General features: G+C 71.4%; 3 protein-coding genes. All 3 read left to right on the top strand.

Annotated elements, in window-relative coordinates; translation table 11 throughout:
- Positions 1-2 precede the first annotated feature (2 nt).
- The 3 genes from pabB (at position 3) to OQ02_RS12990 (ending at position 18416) form a co-directional block, all read left to right on the top strand.
- Positions 3-2063 (top strand): aminodeoxychorismate synthase component I, encoded by a 2061-nt coding sequence (gene pabB / locus OQ02_RS13000; RefSeq protein WP_033438626.1) that lies wholly within the window; start codon positions 3-5, stop codon positions 2061-2063.
- Positions 2060-2953: a prephenate dehydrogenase/arogenate dehydrogenase family protein gene (locus OQ02_RS12995; RefSeq protein ID WP_051772230.1), complete on the top strand. Its 894-nt coding sequence runs from the start codon at positions 2060-2062 to the stop codon at positions 2951-2953. Before pabB ends, OQ02_RS12995 begins: the two co-directional genes overlap by 4 nt.
- A 127-nt stretch (positions 2954-3080) precedes the next feature.
- Positions 3081-18416, top strand: a complete 15336-nt coding sequence (locus tag OQ02_RS12990; RefSeq protein WP_033438726.1) for a non-ribosomal peptide synthetase — start codon at positions 3081-3083, stop codon at positions 18414-18416.
- The last annotated feature ends 6 nt before the right edge of the window (positions 18417-18422 follow it).

Genomic DNA, 18422 nt, shown 5'->3' with positions numbered 1-18422 from the left:
ACATGCGAACGCTTGTGATCGACAACTACGACTCGTTCACCTACAACCTGCACCAGTACATCGGTGAGGTGACCGGCCGGGCGCCGACGGTCGTGCGCAACGACGTCGACTGGTCGCGCATCGACCTCGGCGACTTCGACGGCATCGTCATCTCGCCCGGCCCCGGCCGGCCGGATCGGCCCCGCGACTTCGGCATCAGCGCACCGGCCATCCTGGAGTCCGGGCTGCCGGTGCTCGGCGTCTGCCTGGGACACCAGGGCATCGGGCACCTGTTCGGCGGTGTCGTCGAGCACGCGCCGGAACCCATGCACGGCCGGGTCTCGCCGGTGCACCACACCGGGGCGGACGTCTTCGCCGGGCTGCCGTCGCCGTTCTCCGCGGTTCGCTACCACTCGCTGGCGGTCACCTCGCTGCCGGACGAACTCGAGGCGCTGGCGTGGACCGCGGACGGCGTCATCATGGGGCTGCGGCACCGGTCTCTGCCGATCTGGGGCGTGCAGTTCCACCCCGAGTCGATCGACAGCGAGTACGGTCGGGAGCTGCTGGCCAACTTCCGCGACCTGGCGCTGGCGCACCGCGCCGGCCCCGAGCCGGCCCGCTCCGGCGCCTACGAGGTGATCACCCGCAGGATCCCGGTGCTGCCGGACCCGGAGACCGCCTACCGCGAGCTGTTCGCCGGATCGGAGCACGCCTTCTGGCTGGACGCCAGCGCGGTGATCCAAGGCCTGTCCCGCTTCGCTTTCATGGGCAACGGCAGTGGTCCGCTGGCCGAGTACCTCACCTACCGCGTCGACGAAGGCGTCGTGCGGGTGAGCCGGGCAGACGGCACCCGGCAGGAAGTCCGGCGAGGGTTCTTCGACTACCTGGACGAGCAACTGGCGCGGCGTGCCGTGCCGACCCCGGAAGGCCTGCCGAACGACTTCAACCTCGGGTACGTGGGCTACCTGGGCTACGAGTTGAAGTCGGAGACCGGCGGGCAGGCGGCGCACCGTTCGGAGACACCCGACGCCGCCCTGTTGTTCACCGACCGGATGCTGGTGCTCGACTTCGTCGAACGCGCGTGTCACCTGCTGACGCTCAGCACCGGGGACGACCACTCGGCGGCGACGGCGTGGCTGGACGAGACCGAGGCCCGGCTGGTCGCGCTGCCAGGCTACGAACCGGCGGAACAGCAGCCCGCCGTGCTGGGCGCGACCGAGCCGGACCTGCTCCAGGCCGTCCACTTCAGACATGACAAAGAGGCCTACCTCAAACGGATCGCCGAATGCCTCCAGGAGATCAAGGACGGCGAGTCCTACGAGATCTGCCTCACCAACCACCTGACGATGGACGTGCGGATCGATCCGCTGACCACGTACGCGGAGCTGCGCCGGATCAGCCCGGTCCCGTACGGCGCCCTGCTCGACTTCCCGGGCCTCGCCGTGCTCAGCGCCTCACCGGAGCGGTTCATCACCGTGGACAGCCGGTCGGGCGTGGAGTCCAAGCCCATCAAGGGAACCAGGCCGCGCGGGGAGACCCCGGCGCACGATGAGGCGTTGCGGTTGGACCTGTTGGACCAGGAGAAGGACCGGGCCGAGAACCTGATGATCGTCGACCTGGTCCGCAACGACCTCAACACCGTGTGCGAGATCGGCTCGGTGCACGTTCCCCGACTGTTCCACGTCGAGACCTACGCCCCGGTGCACCAACTGGTGTCCACCATCCGTGGCCGGTTGCGCCCGGGGGTGTCCGCGGTCGAGTGCGTGCGCGCGGCGTTCCCCGGGGGCTCGATGACCGGCGCGCCGAAGATCCGCACCCTGGAGATCATCGACCGGCTGGAGGAAGGCCCGCGGGGCGTCTACGCCGGGGGGATGGGCTGGTTCTCGCTCAGCGGTGCCGCGGACCTCAGCATCGTCATCCGCACCGTGGTGGCCACGGACGACGGGGTGAGCTTCGGGGTGGGCGGCGCGATCGTGTCGCTGTCGGACGCCGAGGAGGAGTTCGAGGAGACGCTGGTGAAGTCCCGCGCCATGATCGCGGCGGTCGCGGCGACCGCCGTCCCGCGCGTCGCGGGTGAGCGGTGACGCTCCTCCGCCGTTGCGTGCTCGTCGGAGGTGCGGGCGCGGTCGGCGGCATGTTCGCCAGGTCGCTGGCGGAGAGCGGCGCGGTCGTCGAGGTCGTGGACCCCGTGCGGGGCGGTGACATCACGGACATCGACGACGCGCTCGCCGACCGGCTCAGGGCCGCGGACCTGGTCCTGCTGGCCGTGCCGGAGCCGGTGGCCCTCGCGGCGATCGGCCCGGTGGCCGAGCTGATCAGGCCGGGCGCGTTGCTGGTGGACACGCTGTCGGTGAAGAGCAGAGTCGTCGCCGCGGCTCCCGACGACGTGCAGATGGTCAGTCTCAACCCGATGTTCGCCCCCGCGCTCGGCATGGCCGGCCGGCCGGTCGCCGCGGTCGTCGTGCACGACGGGCCCCTGGTCCGGGAATTGCTGCGGCTCATCGAGCAGTGGGGTGGCCGGGTCGTGCTGACCGGCGCCGACGAGCATGATCGGCTCACCGCCGCGGCGCAGGCGCTCACCCATGCGTCCGTCCTCGGATTCGGTGTGGCACTGCGCGCCATGGACGTGGACGTCGAACGACTCGGTGCGATCGCGCCACCGCCGCACACGACGATGCTGGCGTTGCTCGCCCGGATCGCCTCGGGCACGCCGGAGGTCTACTGGGACGTCCAGTCCGCCAACCCGCACGCCGCGACGGCGAGGAAGGCGCTGGCCGAGGGAATCCGGGCGGTCGCGGACGTCGTGGAACGTGGTGGCGAGGCGGCGTTCGCCGAGCTGTTGACAAGCCTGGGCGGAGCGCTCGGGCCGCAGCTCGACCGGCACCGGGAGCTGTGCGCCGGGCTGTTCGCCGGACTGGCGTCCGGGACCGCAAGCTACTCGGACCGGATGCCGCAGCCCACCGTAGTTCAATGAATCCGATGCGGCTTTCCCTGTGGTCACAACGTTTTTCATATGCCGTCCGGCAACGTCCACCGGCACCATAGGGTCGATTTCCGGTGCTTGCTCCAGGCGGGAAGGAAGTCGAGTGAAGGACGCTGCGATGACGAAACCGGGCCCCGAGGACATTCTTCCGTTGTCGCCCTTGCAGCAAGGCCTGCTCTTCCACGCGCTCTACGACGAGCAGGGGATCGACGTCTACGCGGTGCAGGCCGTCCTCGACCTGCGGGGTCCTCTTGACGCCGGTGCGCTGCGCGTGGCCGCGGAGGAGTTGTTGCGCCGGCACGCCAACTTGCGCGTCGGCTTCCTGCACCCGAAGAGCGGCCGGCCGGTGCAGGTCGTCTCACGGACGGTCGAGCTGCCGTGGGAGCAGGTGGATCTCACCGGCTTCGACGCCGGAACCCGTGCCACGGAGTCACAACGGCTCCAGGCGGCGCAGCAGTCGGCCAGGTTCGACCTGGCGCGCCCGCCGCTGATGCGGTTCCTGCTGATCCGGCTCGGCGGGCAGGAGCACCGGCTGCTGTTCACCTTCCACCACCTCCTGCTCGACGGCTGGTCGATGTCGTTGCTGCTGAGGGAGTTCTTCGAGCTGTACACCGGCCGCGCCGCCCTGGAGGCGGTGGTGCCGTTCCGCGACTACCTCGGCTGGATCGCGCGACAGGACGTCGACAAGGCGGAACTGGCGTGGCAGCGGGCGCTCGAAGGCATCGAAGGGCCCACCCGGCTGGCCCCGGCCGATCGCTCGCGCGTGGCGACCGTGCCCGAGCAGGTTTCGTTCGAGTTGTCCGAGCACGCCACCGCCGAACTCACCGCGCGGCTGGCGAGCCGTGACCTGACGGTCAGCAGCGCCGTGCACGGGGCGTGGGCGATCCTGCTCGGCGCTCTGACCGGAACGGACGATGTCGTGTTCGGCACCGTGGCGTCGTGCCGCCCACCGGAACTGCCCGGCGTGGAGCGGATGGTCGGGATGCTGGTGAACACGCTGCCGCTGCGCACACGGCTGGCACCGGGGAACTCGCTGGCCGAGACGCTGCGCCGATTGCAGAGCGACCACCTGGACCTGACTTCGTACCAGTACATCGGCCTGAGCCAGGTGCACCGCGCAGCCGGGCACGGCGAGCTGTTCGACACGTGCGTGGCGTTCGAGAACTTCCCGTTCGACATGGCGGCGATGCGCGATGTGGCAGGCGATCTGACGATCACCGGGTTCGACGTCCTCGACGCCACCCACTACCCGCTCTACCTCGTGGCCCACGTCTGGGAAGGCCGGCTGCGGCTGGTGCTCAGCCACCGGCCGGAGGTGTTCGGCCGCGACGACGTGCAAGCCCTGGGGGACCGGCTGATCCGCGTGCTGCGGGCGGTGACCACCGACCCGGACCAGCCGCTCGGCCGGGTCGACGTGCTCTCCCCGGCCGAGCGCCACCAGGCGCTGGCGGTCTGGAACGAGACCCCGCACACCACGCCGGCGACCTTCCCGGAGCTGTTCGCCCGGCAGGTGGCCGCGACACCGGACGCCGTGGCCGTCGAGTCGGACGAGGTGTCCCTCACCTATGCCGAACTGGACGCCCGGACCGACCGGCTGGCGCGGCACCTGACGGCCATGCGTGTCGGGCGTGAGGACGTGGTCGCGCAGGTGCTCGGCCGGTCGGTGGATTCGGTGGTGGCGTCGGTCGGTGTGATGAAGGCAGGCGCCGCGTACCTGCCGATCGACCCGGACTACCCCGCGGACCGGATCGCCTTCATGCTGTCCGACGCGCATCCCGAGGTCGTGCTGACCACTCGGGAGTGGGCCGCGTCGGTCCCGCACGTCCACGGCATGGCGGTGCACGACGTGTCCGACCTGGTCGGCAGGGAGCCTGTCGGCAGGGAGTCGCCCGCGTCGCCGGCGATCTCGCCGCACAGCCCCGCTTACCTGATCTACACCTCCGGCTCGACCGGTGTGCCCAAGGGCGTCCTCGTGGCGCATCACGGGATCGCGAGCTTCGCCGCCACCGAGATCGACCGGTTCGCGGTGACGCCCCACAGCCGGGTGCTCCAGTTCTCCTCGCCCAGTTTCGACGCGTCGGTGCTGGAGCTGTGCATGACGCTGCTGTCCGGCGCGGCGATCATCGTGCCCGGTCCGGAGATCCTGGCCGGCGAGGTCCTCGCGGAGGTCCTCGCGGACCGTCGGGTGAGCCACGCCCTGATCCCGCCGGCCGCGCTGGCCAGCGTTCCGGCCACGCCGCTGCCGGACTTCACCTCGCTGGTGGTCGGCGGCGAGGCGTGCACGGCGGAACTGGTCGAACGCTGGGCACCGGGCCGTCGCATGGTGAACGCCTACGGCCCCACCGAATCCACGGTCGCGGCCACGATGAGCGATCCGCTCGTGCCGGGCACGGGTGTGCCGATCGGCCGACCGGTGCGGGACACGCGAGCCTACGTGCTGGACGGCGCGCTGCGGCCGGTCGCGCCGGGTGTGCCCGGTGAGCTCTACGTGGCCGGTGCCGGCCTGGCCCGCGGCTACCACCGCCGGGCCGGCCTGACCGCCGAGCGGTTCGTCGCCAACCCCTTCGGAACCAGGGGTGAGCGGATGTACCGCACCGGTGACGTCGTGCGCCGGCGTGCCGACGGAACCCTCGAGTACGTCGGCCGGACCGACGACCAGGTCAAGATCCGGGGTTTCCGGATCGAGCCCGGCGAGATCGAGACCGTGCTGGCCCGGCGCTCCGACGTGACCCAGGCGGCTGTGGTCGTCCACGAGGACGGCTCGGGCGTCAAGCGGCTGGTGGCCTACCTGGCCGGTGCGGTCGATCCCGCCGAACTGAAGCCCCACCTGGCCGGACTGCTGCCCGAGTACATGGTGCCCGCGCTGTTCGTGAAGCTCGACGAGCTGCCGTTGACCCAGCACGGCAAGCTCGATCACAAGGCACTGCCCGAGCCGCGGTTCGAGGCATCGAGCGGTCGTGCCCCGCGCAACGAACGCGAGCGGCTGCTGTGCGGGATCTTCGCCGACGTGCTCGGCCTGTCGTCCCGGGGAGCCGGTGCGGTGAGCATCGACGACGGGTTCTTCGAGCTCGGCGGCGACAGCATCATCGCGATCCAGCTGGTCAGCCGGGCGCGCAAGGCGGACCTCAGGTTCAGCCCTCGGGACGTCTTCACCCACCCGACGGTCGAGGCGCTGGCCGCGGTCGCCACTCCGGCGGAGAACTGCCCCGTCGCGGCACCACCGGACGACGGCGTGGGCGGCCTGCCGCTGACGCCGATCGCGCACTGGCTCAAGGATCTCGGCGGCCCGGTCGGGCAGTTCAACCAGGCGATGCCGGTGGACGTCCCGGCAGGCTTGGACGAGCGGCGGATCGCCGCGGTGCTGCAGGGGTTCCTCGACCACCACGACGCGCTCCGGCTGCGGTTGAGCGTGCTGGCCGAGATCGAGGAGTGGACGCTGGAGGTGGCACCCCGCGGCGCTGTCACCGCGGCGAGCTGCCTGTCCCGGGTGGACGTCTCGGGAATCTCCGACGAGCAGGCCGAAGCCGTGGCCGCCGAGCAGTTCGAAGTGGCCGCGGCAGGACTCGACCCGTACGCCGGGACGATGGTCCGCGCGGTCTGGCTCGACGCGGGCGACCGGCCTGGGCGGTTGCTGCTGGTGATCCACCACCTCGCGGTCGACGGTGTCTCGTGGCGGATCCTGCTCCCGCAGTTCGCCGTCGCCTTCGCGGCGGTGGCCGCCGGGGGACAGGTCGAGCTCGATCCGGTGGGTACCTCGTTCCGGCGCTGGTCCCAGCAGCTGGCCGTCTCGGCCGGTGAGCCGAAGCGGATGCGGGAACTGCCGCTGTGGAGGGAGATCCTCGACACCGACGACCCGCTGCTGACCGATCGTCCGCTGGATCCGGCCCGGGACAGGGTCGGCTCGCTCGCGGAGCTGACCCTCCGGCTGCCCGCGGCCGTCGCCGAACCGCTGCTCGGCCAGGTGCCCGCGGCGCTTCGTGCCGGGGTCGACGACATCCTCCTGGCCGCGCTGGCCGTGGCCGTCGGCGGCTGGCACCGCCGTGGCCCGGACAGCTCCCCGGCCGTCCTGGTGACCCTGGAAGCGCACGGCCGTGAGCAGATCGAGCCGGACATGGACCTCTCGACCACGGTGGGCTGGTTCACCAGCCGCTACCCGGTGCGGCTCGACCCCGGTCAAGGCGCGCTGGTCGACGCGGTGAAGGCGGTCAAGGAGCAGTTGCGGGCGATCCCGGACAACGGGATCGGCTACGGGATGCTGCGCTACCTCAACGCCCGCACCGCCCTGGCGCTGGCCGAGTTCGCCGAGCCGCAGATCGCGTTCAACTACCTCGGTCGCCTGGACAACGCGACCGAGGACGGTATCGGTGGCGGTGCGCACCCGGACACACCGCTGCCGCACTCGCTCGTCGTCAACTCCTTCACCGACGGCACGGGCCTGGTCGCCACGTGGTCCTGGCCGGCGGACCTGATTCCCGAGCAGGACGTGCGGCAGGTGGCCCAAGCCTGGTTCGACGCCTTGACCGCCCTGGTGGCCGAGGCGGAGGGCAGCACCGCGCTCACGCCGTCCGACCTGCCCCTGATCTCGTTGTCCCAGAACGAGATCGACCGGCTGACGACCGGCGGGCCGCGGCTGGTCGACCTGTTGCCGCTGTCGCCGCTCCAGGAAGGCCTGCTGTTCCACGCCGAGTACGAGCGGTCCACAGAGGACGTCTACATCGCCAGGGCGGCGATGGAGCTGCACGGCGACCTGGACGTGCGGGCTCTGCGAGCGGCGGCGGAAGCGTTGTTGCGCCGGCACGACAACCTGCGCGCCGCGTTCCGGTACACCGAGGACGGCCGGCCGGTTCAGGTGATCCCGGCCGAGGCAGAGCTGCCGTGGCGGGAGATCGACCTGGGTGGCTGGACCGCGGGCGAACGGCGGCGGGAGCTGGACCGGCTGCTGGCGGCGGAACGGACGACCCGGTTCACCCTGGAGAACCCGCCGTTGCTGCGGTTCACGCTGGTGCGACTCGGCGACCGCGCGTACCGGCTCATGGTCGGCGCGCACCACCTGTTGCTGGACGGCTGGTCGCTGCAGGTCCTCTCGGCGGAGTTGTTCGAGCTGTACGGCTCCCACGGCGACGACTCCGCAATGACCGAGGTCACGCCCTACCGCGACTACCTCACCTGGCTGGCCGGACAGGACCGGGACGCATCGGTCTCGGCGTGGCGCCACGCGCTCGACGGCCTGCCCGGACCGGCCTTGGTGGCGCCGATCACCGCGGACCGCAAGGCGTTGCCACCGGGTCGCGTCGTGCTGGAAGTGCCCGACCGGCTGACCGCGCAGCTGAACTCCCGGGCACGCGAGCACGGGCTGACCGTCAACGCGGTCGTGCAAGGCGCTTGGGGTCTGCTGCTCGGTGACTTCACCGGCAGCGACGACGTGGTGTTCGGGGAGACCGTTTCCGGCCGCCCGCCGGAGTTGCCCGGCGTCGAGACCATGGTGGGGCTGTTCACCAACACCGTCCCGGTGCGCATCCGGTTCGACCCGGACGACACCTTGCTGGAGGTCTTCCGCGGTGCACAGGGCCGGCGTGCCGACTTGATCGCGCACCACCACCTCGGCCTGTCGGACATCCAGCGGGCCGCCGGGCACACTCCGCTGTTCGACACCGCCGTGGTGTTCGAGAACTTCCCGACCGCCGAGACCGCACAGCTCTCCGACGGCCTCGCGCTGTCCGATGTGGACACCCGAGGTGACAACCACTACCCGCTCGGCGTGGTGGTGATGCACGACGGGCAACGGATGGTGCTGAACTGGTACCACCAGCCCGACCTGGTCGACGACGTCGCCGTGAACTGGATCGGCGAGCAGATGATCACGCTGCTGGCCGCGTTCACGGAGACCCCGGACGTCACCGTTCGCGATCTGGGCCTTGCCGTGCGGGAGCCCGCGCCCGGCCGGGAGGGTCCGGTCGTGCCCGAACAGGATGCACTGGTCACCGACCTGTTCCAGGCACAGGCCGCGCGCACCCCGGACGCGATCGCGCTGGTCTCCGGTGACACCGAGCTGACCTACGCGGAACTCAACGCACGGGCGAACCGGCTGGCACATGCCATGATCGCGCGCGGGGTGGGGCCGGAGCAGTTCGTCGCGGTCGCGCTGGACCGGTCCGCGGACCTGGTGGTCACCCTGCTCGCGGTGCTCAAGGCAGGCGCGGCGTACGTGCCGATCGACCCGGCGTACCCGGCCGACCGGATCGCGTTCATGCTCTCCGACTCCGCCCCGGCGTTGCTCGTGAGCACCGCGACGCTGCCGGACACCGGCATTCCGAGACTGCGGATCCGGCAGGCCGAGGGGTTGCCGGACACCGACCCGACCGATGCGGACCGGACCAGGCCGCTGAGGCGGGACCACCCGGCCTACGTCATCTACACGTCCGGGTCGACCGGGCGACCCAAGGGCGTGGTGGTCGCGCACCGCTCGGTGGTCGACTACCTCACCTGGACGAGCCGGGCGTACCCCGGTGCCACCGGGACCGCGCTCGTGCACTCCCCGGTGTCGTTCGACCTCACCGTCACGGCGCTGTTCACCCCGCTGGTGGTCGGGGGCACCGTGCTGCTCGTCGAACTCGTGGAGGACGTCGGGGTCTCCGCCAGGCTGAAGGGCACGCCGTGCACCTTCATGAAGGCCACGCCCAGCCACCTGCCGTTGCTGGACGCGCTGCCGAACGAGTTCTCGCCCGTCGCGGAACTGCTGCTGGGCGGTGAGGCGTTGCTCGGAGAGGCGCTCGCGCCGTGGCGGGACAAGCACCCGGACGCCACGGTGTGGAACGTCTACGGTCCGACCGAGGCGACGGTGAACTGCACCGAGTACCGGCTCGACCCGGGTGCCCCGGCGCCGTCCGGTCCGGTCCCGATCGGCCGGCCACAGGGGAATGTCCGGGCCTACGTGCTCGATGCCACCCTGGGGCCGGTGGCTCCCGGCGTGACCGGTGAGCTGTACGTCGCGGGCCCGTGCCTGGCCCGTGGCTATCTCGGCAGGCACGCGCTGACGGCGGAGCGGTTCGTCGCCGATCCGTTCGGGCCCGCGGGCGAGCGGATGTACCGGACCGGCGACTTGGCCCGCTGGACCGAGGACGGTGACCTGGTGTTCGCCGGCCGCGCCGACGACCAGGTCAAGCTTCGCGGGTACCGGATCGAGCTCGGGGAGGTCGGCGCGGTACTGGCGGGGCACCACCAGGTAGCGGCGCAAGCCGTGGTCGTCCGCGACGATCAGCTCGTCGCCTACCTCGTGCCCGCCGATGGACAACGCGTGGACGTGCCCGTGATCCAAGGGCACGCCGCGAGCGCGTTGCCCGAGTACATGGTTCCGGACGCGTTCGTCGTGCTGGACAGCTTGCCGCTGAACACCAACGGAAAGCTGGACCGGGCCGCGCTGCCCGCACCGGACCGGACAGCGGGTGGCACGGCGGCACGGCTGCTCACCCCGCAGGAGGAGATCCTGTGCGGACTGTTCGCCGAAGTGCTCAACCTGCCGGAAGTGGGCCCCGACGACGACTTCTTCGCCCTCGGAGGGCATTCGCTGAACGCCATCCGGCTGATCAGCCGGGTCCGGACGGTGTTCGCCCGGTCGGTCGATGTCCGTGCGGTGTTCGACACCCCGACCCCGGTGGCGTTCGCGCGCCGGATCGCCGCCGGTGAGGCCTCGGCACGGCGTCCCGCTCTGCGGGCGGTGGACCGGCCCGCGGAGATCCCGTTGTCCTTCGCGCAGCGGCGCCTGTGGTACCTGAACACGCTGAACGGGCCGAACAGCACCTACAACGTCCCGATCGGGATCGCGATGTCGGGAACGCTCGACATCGCCGCGCTGCGCGCTGCCCTGGCTGATGTCGTCGCACGGCACGAGAGCCTGCGCACCACCTTCCCGGACATCGATGGCCGTCCGCGCCAGCACGTGCACCGCCCGGCGCCAGCGGAGGTCGAGGTGGTCCGAGTCGACGAGGCCGGACTGGACGAGGCGCTCACCGCCGCCGGTGCGCGTGGCTTCGACCTCACGGTCGAACTCCCCCTGCGGGTCACGCTCTTCGAGGTTGCGGGTACAACCGCGACCGAGCACGTGCTGCTGCTCAACGTGCACCACATCGCCACCGACGGGTGGTCGAACGCACCGCTGGCCCGTGATCTGTCAGTCGCCTACGCCGCGAGGGTCTCCGGCCGGGCGCCGGAGTTCACGCCGCTCACGGTGCAGTACGCCGACTACACGCTCTGGCTGCGTGAGCTGCTGGGCGCCGAGGACGACCCGGACAGCCTGGCCTCCCAGCAGCTCGACTACTGGGAGGCGGCGCTCGCGGGCCTGGCCGAGGAGCCGGCGCTGCCGGTCGGCCGACCGAGGCCGCAGCAGGTCGGCGACCACGGTGACTCCGTCGACATCGAGATCGACGCCTCCCGGCACGCCGGGCTCGTCCAGCTCGCGCGGGACAACCAGGTCAGCCTGTTCATGGTCGTGCAGGCGGCGCTGGCCACCACGCTGACCGGGCTGGGCGCGGGCACCGACATCCCGATCGGCACCGCGGTCGCCGGCCGGGGCGACCAGGCACTCGACGAGGTGGTCGGGTTCTTCGTCAACACGCTGGTGCTGCGGACCGACACGTCCGGCGATCCGGCGTTCACCGAGCTGCTCGCCCGCGTCCGGGAAACCGACCTGGCCGCGTACGCCAACCAGGACGTGCCGTTCGACCGGCTGGTCGACATGTTCCGGGCCTTCCGCGGCTTCAATCCGCTGTTCCAGGTCTTCCTGGCGTTCCAGAACAACGCGATGCCGGAGCTGAGGCTGCCCGGACTGACGGTGCGGCCGGCGTCGGTCGACCTGGCCGCCGCGAAGGTCGACCTCGGCATCGAGCTGTCCGACCAGCGGGGCCCGGACGGCGACCCGGCCGGGCTGACCGGCCGTGTCACCTACCGCACGGATCTGTTCGACCGCGGCGCCGTGGAGATGATCACGAGGAGGCTCGTTTCCGTGCTGGATTCCGTGACCGCCGACCCGAGCGCGCCGATCAGCAGGATCGACGGCCGAACCGGCGCGACACCACAGGAGTGGAACGACACGGCCCGGCCCGTGGCGCCCGCCACCTTCCCCGCGCTGTTCGAGGAACAGGTGCGGCGTGTCCCCGGGCGCACCGCGGTCGTCCCGGACGGTCTGCCCGCCGCGAGCTTGACCTACGAGCAGCTCGACGAGCGCGCGAACCAATGGGCACACGTGCTGATCGCGCGGGGTGTGGGGCCCGAGCAGTTGGTCGCCGTCGCGGTGGCCCGCTCGGTCGACTGGCTGGCCGTGACGCTCGGCGTGCTCAAAGCGGGCGCGACCTACCTGCCGGTGGATCCCGGTCATCCGGCCGAGCGGATCGCCTTGCTGATCGCGGACAGCGGTCCCGCCTTGGTGCTGACCACCGCCGCGGCGGCGGACCAGATGCGGCAGGCGGGTGTCCCGGAGCCGTTCGTCGTCGACTCGGAAGCGGCCCGCGCCGAAGCGTCGGCCGCGCCGGTCACCGATCCCGTCGACGCGCAACGGGTCCGGCCACTGTCGCCGGCACATCCGGCGTACGTCATCTACACGTCCGGCTCGACCGGCAGGCCCAAGGGTGTCGTGGTGACGCACGCCGGCATCGCGAGCATGGCCGGCGCGCACGCGGAGAAGCTGGTCGTGAACGAGGAGAGCCGAGTGCTCCAGGCGGTCTCGCCGAGCTTCGACCCGTCCATCGCCGACCTGGCGATGACCCTGCTCACCGGCGCGACCCTGGTGCTGCCCAGCGGCCACCAGCAGCCGGTCGGCGAGGAACTGGCCGCCGTCATCGAACGCAACGACGTGACCCACGTCCAGCTCACCGCCGGCGTCGTGGCCACGTTGCCCGCCAAGCCGTTGCCGACGCTTCGCACGCTCGTCACCGGCGGCGAGCCGTGCCGGCCGGAGAAGGTCGCCCAGTGGTCGGCCGGACGCCGGATGATCAACGTCTACGGTCCGAGCGAGACGACCGTCTGCGCGACGATGAGCGAGCCGCTGTCCGGCGCGATCCACCCGCCGATCGGCCGTCCCGCCTGGAACACCCGGGTGTACGTGCTCGACGCGGCTTTGCGTCCGGTCGCTCCGGGCGTCGAGGGCGAGTTGTACGTCGCAGGTGCGGGCCTGGCGCGTGGTTACCTCAACCGGGCCGCGCTGACCGCGGAGCGGTTCGTGGCGGATCCGTTCGGGCCGCCCGGATCGCGGTTGTACCGCACCGGTGACGTGGTGCGGTGGAACGCCTCGGGCGCGCTGGAGTTCGTCGGCCGGGCGGACGAGCAGGTCAAGGTCCGCGGCTTCCGGATCGAACTCGGGGAGATCGAGGCCGTGCTCGCCGGGCACCCCAAGGTCGACCAGGTCGCGGTGGGCACCCACGAGGACCAGAACGGGCACCGGCAGCTCGCCGCCTACGTGGTCAGCGGTGCGATCCGGCCGCCGAAGCCGTCGGGGCTGCGCGAGTACCTGGCGAAGCGCCTGCCGGACTACATGGTCCCGGCGACGTTCACCGTGCTCGACGAGCTTCCGCTGAACGCCAACGGGAAGGTCGACCGCGCGGCACTGCCCGCGCCGGTGGCCGAGGCCGGCCGCGGCGGGCGGGCGCCACGGGACGAGAAGGAGAAGCTGCTCGTCCAGCTGGTCGGGGAGCTGCTGGGCGTTCCGTCGGTGAGCATCGACGACGGCTTCTTCGAGCTCGGTGGCGACAGCATCATCTCCATCCAGCTGGTCAGCAGGGCCAGAAAGGCCGGCATGGAGGTGACCGCCGAGGACGTGCTCCGTCACCGGACCGTCGCGGCACTCGCCGCGGCGGCGACCTGGGCGGGCGCGCGGGCCGACGCACCGGCCGTGCCGGACGCCGGCATCGGCGAGATCCCGCTCACCCCGGTCATGCACTGGATGCGCGAGCGGGGCGGCCCGATCGACCACTTCAGCCAGGAGACGCTGCTGCGGCTGCCGGCCGGCTGCGACCGGCAGCGGCTGACCGCGGCACTGCAGATCCTGCTCGACCACCACGACACGTTGCGGCTCAAGCTCACCCGGCGGGTCGGCAACCACGTGTGGAGCCTTGAGGCGCTGCCGAGGGCCGACGTCCGCGCAGCCGACCTGCTGACCACCGTGGACGTGCGCGGGCTCGCCGGAGAATCGCTGATCGAGGCTCTCCAGGAGCACGAGAAGGCCGCGCAGGAGCGGCTGGCGCCGGAGAACGGCGTGGTGCTCCGGGCGGTCTACTTCGACGGCGGAGACGCCGCGCACCGGCTGCTGCTGGTGATGCACCACCTGGCCGTGGACGGTGTGTCCACCAGAATCCTGGTCCCGGACCTGCGCGAGGCGTACGAGGCGGTGACCGCCGGGCGTGAACCCCTGCTGCAGCCGGTCGTCACGACGTTCAAGCAGTGGGCCGAGGGCCTGGTCGCGGAGTCGTCGAGCCCGAAGCGGATCGACGAGCTGGCGCTGTGGACCGACATCCTCGGCGCGGGTGACCCACCGCTGTCGGCACAACCGCTCGACCCGGCCAGGGACGTCACCCGGACGGTGCGGCAGATCGAGCAGACCCTGCCGGTGGCGTCCACCGAGCCGCTGCTGGCCCGAATCCCGGCGCTGTTCACGACGGGCGTCAACGAGATCCTGCTGACCACGCTCGCGATCGCGGTCCAGCGATGGCGGGACGGACGGGGACTCGGTGGCGGATCAGGTGTGCTGATCGAAGCCGAGGGGCACGGCCGGCAGGCGATCGGCGGCGCGGACCTGTCCCACACGGTCGGCTGGTTCACCGCGGCCTACCCGGTGCGGCTGGACACGGGTGCGGACGGCGACCTCGGCTCGGCGGTCAAGCTGGTCAAGGAGCAGCTGGCCGCGATCCCCGACAAGGGCGTCGGCTTCGGGTTGTTGCGGCACCTGAACCCGCAGACCGTGCCGGTGCTGGCCCGGTTCGCCGGTCCGCAGGTCCTGTTCAACTACCTCGGCCGGCTGGAGGCCAACGAGGAGCCGGAGACCGGGGACTGGGCGGTCATCGGCACCGAGCTGGCGCACCAGGCCGACCACCCGGACACCCCGGTGACGCACCCGATCGGCCTCAAGCTGTCCAACCTGGACCACGTGGACGGGTTGCGGCTGCAGGCGCACTGGACGTGGCCGGAGGCGCTGTTCACCGAGGACGAGGTGCTGGGCCTGACCCGGACCTGGGAGCAGGTGACCGAGGAGCTGATCGCGTACGCCGGGCAGGACGGCGTCGGCGGGCGGTCCCCCTCGGACTTCCCGCTGGTCCGGTTGTCCCAGCGGGAGGTCGACGCGCTCGCGGCCGTCCATCCCGACCTGGCGGATGTGCTGCCGGTGGCCCCGCTGCAGGAAGGCCTGGTCTTCCACGCCCTCTACAACGACAAGGGCGTCGACGTCTACACGCTGCAGCTCGGCCTGGACCTGGCCGGCGAGGTGGACCTGACGGCGCTGCGCGCCGCAGTGCAGGCGTTGACGCTGCGGTACGAGAACCTGCGGGCCGGGTTCGCCCACGACGGCCTGACCCATCCGGTCCAGTTCCTCCCGGCCGCCGTGCGGGTGCCGTGGTCGGAGCTGGATCTCTGCGACGCAGGTCCGGGCGAGCTGGAACGGGTCCTCGCCGAGGCTCGGGCCGAGCGGTTCGACCTGGCGAAGCCGCCGTTGCTGCGGTGCATGGTGCTCAAGCTGGGCGAGGCGAGGTACCGGCTTGTGGTGACCCTGCACCACGTCCTGCTCGACGGGTGGTCCACGCCCACTTTGGTGGACGAACTGATGCGGCTGTACGAGTCCGGTGGTGACGACTCGGCGTTGCCCGTGCCGCCGCCGTACCGGCGTTACCTGACCTGGCTCACCGAGCAGGACCGGAAGGCCTCCGAGGAGGTGTGGCGCGGTGAGCTGGCCGGGTTGTCCGACCCGACCCTGCTCGCCCCGGTCGACCCGGACCGCGTGCCGGAGTTGCCGGAGAAGCTGACCACCGACCTGCCGGCCGAGCTGGCGGCGGGGATCACCGAGCTGGCGGCCGACTGCGGTGTCACGGTGAACACGGTCATGCAGACGGCGTGGGCGCTGCTGCTGAGCAGGCTGACCGGCCGCGAGGACGTGGTCTTCGGCGCGAGCGTGTCGGGCAGGCCACCCGAGGTGGAAGACGTCGAGCGGATGGTGGGCCTGTTCATCAACACCATCCCGGTGCGCGTCGCGTTCGACGCGGCGGGCTCGGTCGCGGACGCCATCCGCGGTCTCGGTGGGCGGCAGGCGGCGTTGATGGCCCACCAGCACCTGAGGCTGGTCGACCTCCAGCGGCTGACCGGTCTCGGTGAGCTGTTCGACACGCTGCTGGCGTTCCAGAACTTCCCGGTGGACACCGACACGTTCGACGAGTCGAAGGCCGAGCACGAAGGTGTCCGTGCGGTCGACCTGCACACCAGCGACGCCACGCACTACACGCTGACCCTCGACGCCTGGCAGGCCGGTACCGGGATGGGCTACCGGATCGGCTACCAGCCGGGCATGTTCACCGGGCCTGAGGTCGAGCAGGTGGCCGCCGGGCTGCGGCGCATCCTGACCGTCATGGTCGCGGAGCCCGAGCGGCCGGTGGGGCAGGTCGCCGACGACGAGCTGGCGGCGCTGTGGACCACCCTGCGCCCGGAGCTGGAGCAGCGGGTCGGCGCCGCCCGCCAAGAGTTGGAGCCGAGTGCTCCGGCGGGGGACCTCGAGGCCCGCGAGGAGATCCTGACCGGGCTGTTCGCCGAGGTGCTCGGCGTGGACGAGGTCGGGCTGGACGACGACTTCTTCGAGCTCGGCGGTGACAGCATCGTGTCGATCCAGCTCTCCAGCCGGGCACGCAAGGTCGGCCTGGTCTTCACCCTGCGGGACGTGTTCGTCAGCCGGACCGTGCGGGAGCTGGCCAGGACGGCGGCCGACGAGCAGGACACGAGCACCGAGGAGCGGCCGGAGGACGCCGTCGGCGAGTTCCCGCTCACCCCGATCATGCTCGACCTGATCGAGCGGGACGGCGCCTCCAGCCGCGACAACCTCGCCAACCTGCTCCAGGTCCCGGCAGGCATCGACGAGGACGCGCTGGCACGCACGCTCCAAGCGGTCGTGGACCACCACGACGTGCTGCGTTCCCGGCTTCGGTACGACCCGGACAACGGCACCGGCCTGTCGGTGTGGCGGATGGAGATCGCGCCGAAGGGCTCGGTCGCCGCCGCCGACCTGATCACCGAGGTCGACATCTCCGATGTGCCCACCGACGAGCTGATGACGGTCGTCGTCGAGCAGCAGCGGATCGCGCAGGCCGGACTGTCCCCGGAGGACGGGCGGATGCTGCGTGCGGTGTGGTTCGACGGTGGAACGCGGCGCCGTGGCCGGTTGATGCTGGTCCTGCACCACCTGGTGGTCGACGGCATGTCATTGCGGGTCCTGCAGGAGGACCTGCGCAGTGCCTGGGAGGCCGTGTCGACGGGCGAGGAAGTGGCGCTCGAACCGGTGGGGACGTCATTCCGCCGGTGGGCGCAGCAGCTTTCGTCGCTGGCCGCGAAGCAGGACCGGGTGGCCGAGTTCGACCTGTGGCGGGGTGTGCTCGGCACGCCCGACCCGGTGCTGGCGGACCGGCGGGTCGACCCCACGCGGGACGTCGTCGGCTCGGCCAGGCAGATCCGGCTGGTGCTGCCCGCCGAGGTGACCGAGCCGCTGCTCGGCCGCGTTCCCGCGGCGTTCAACACCGGCGTGGACGACGTGCTGCTGACCGCGCTGGCCCTGGCGATCGGCGACTGGCGGCGTGACCGCGGCCGTGGTGACGGCACCGCGTTGCTCGTCGGGCTCGAAGGACACGGCAGGCAGGACGTCGTCGAGGGCGTCGACGTCGCCCGGACGGTCGGCTGGTTCAGCAGCGCCTACCCGGTGGCGGTCGACCCGGGCACCGGTGACGTCGGTGTCGCGCTGAAGGCCGTGAAGGAGCAGCTGCGGACCATCCCGGACAAGGGGATCGGGTACGGGCTGCTGCGGTACCTCAACCCGGAGACCGCTCCGGTGCTGCAGAGCTTCGCGCAGCCCCAGGTCGGCTTCAACTACCTCGGCCGGTTCGACGCCACCGAGGAGGTCGCGCAGACCGAGGACTGGGCCACACCGCCCGAAGCCGAGGAGACCGTGGGCGGCGGCAGTGATCCGGGCAAGCCGCTGACCTACGCGCTCAGCGTGAACGCGCTCGTCCAGGACCGCGCGGGCAGCCCGCAGCTGGTGGCCGTGTGGTCCTGGCCCGGGACCTTGTTCGAGGAAGAGGACGTCCGCGCGGTGGCGGAGCTGTGGTTCCGCCGCCTCGAAACGATCGTGACCGAAGCCGGCCGGGGCGGCGTCACCCCGTCGGACCTGTCGCTGCTGACGCTGTCCCAGGACGAGATCGACGAGTTCGAGAGCGACTTGGCTTGATGAAGG

The sequence above is a fragment of the Saccharothrix sp. NRRL B-16314 genome, assembly GCF_000716595.1.
Classification (GTDB): domain Bacteria; phylum Actinomycetota; class Actinomycetes; order Mycobacteriales; family Pseudonocardiaceae; genus Actinosynnema.
Note: the sequence above shows the minus strand (reverse complement) of the source record. Positions and strands in the feature narration are given on the sequence as shown.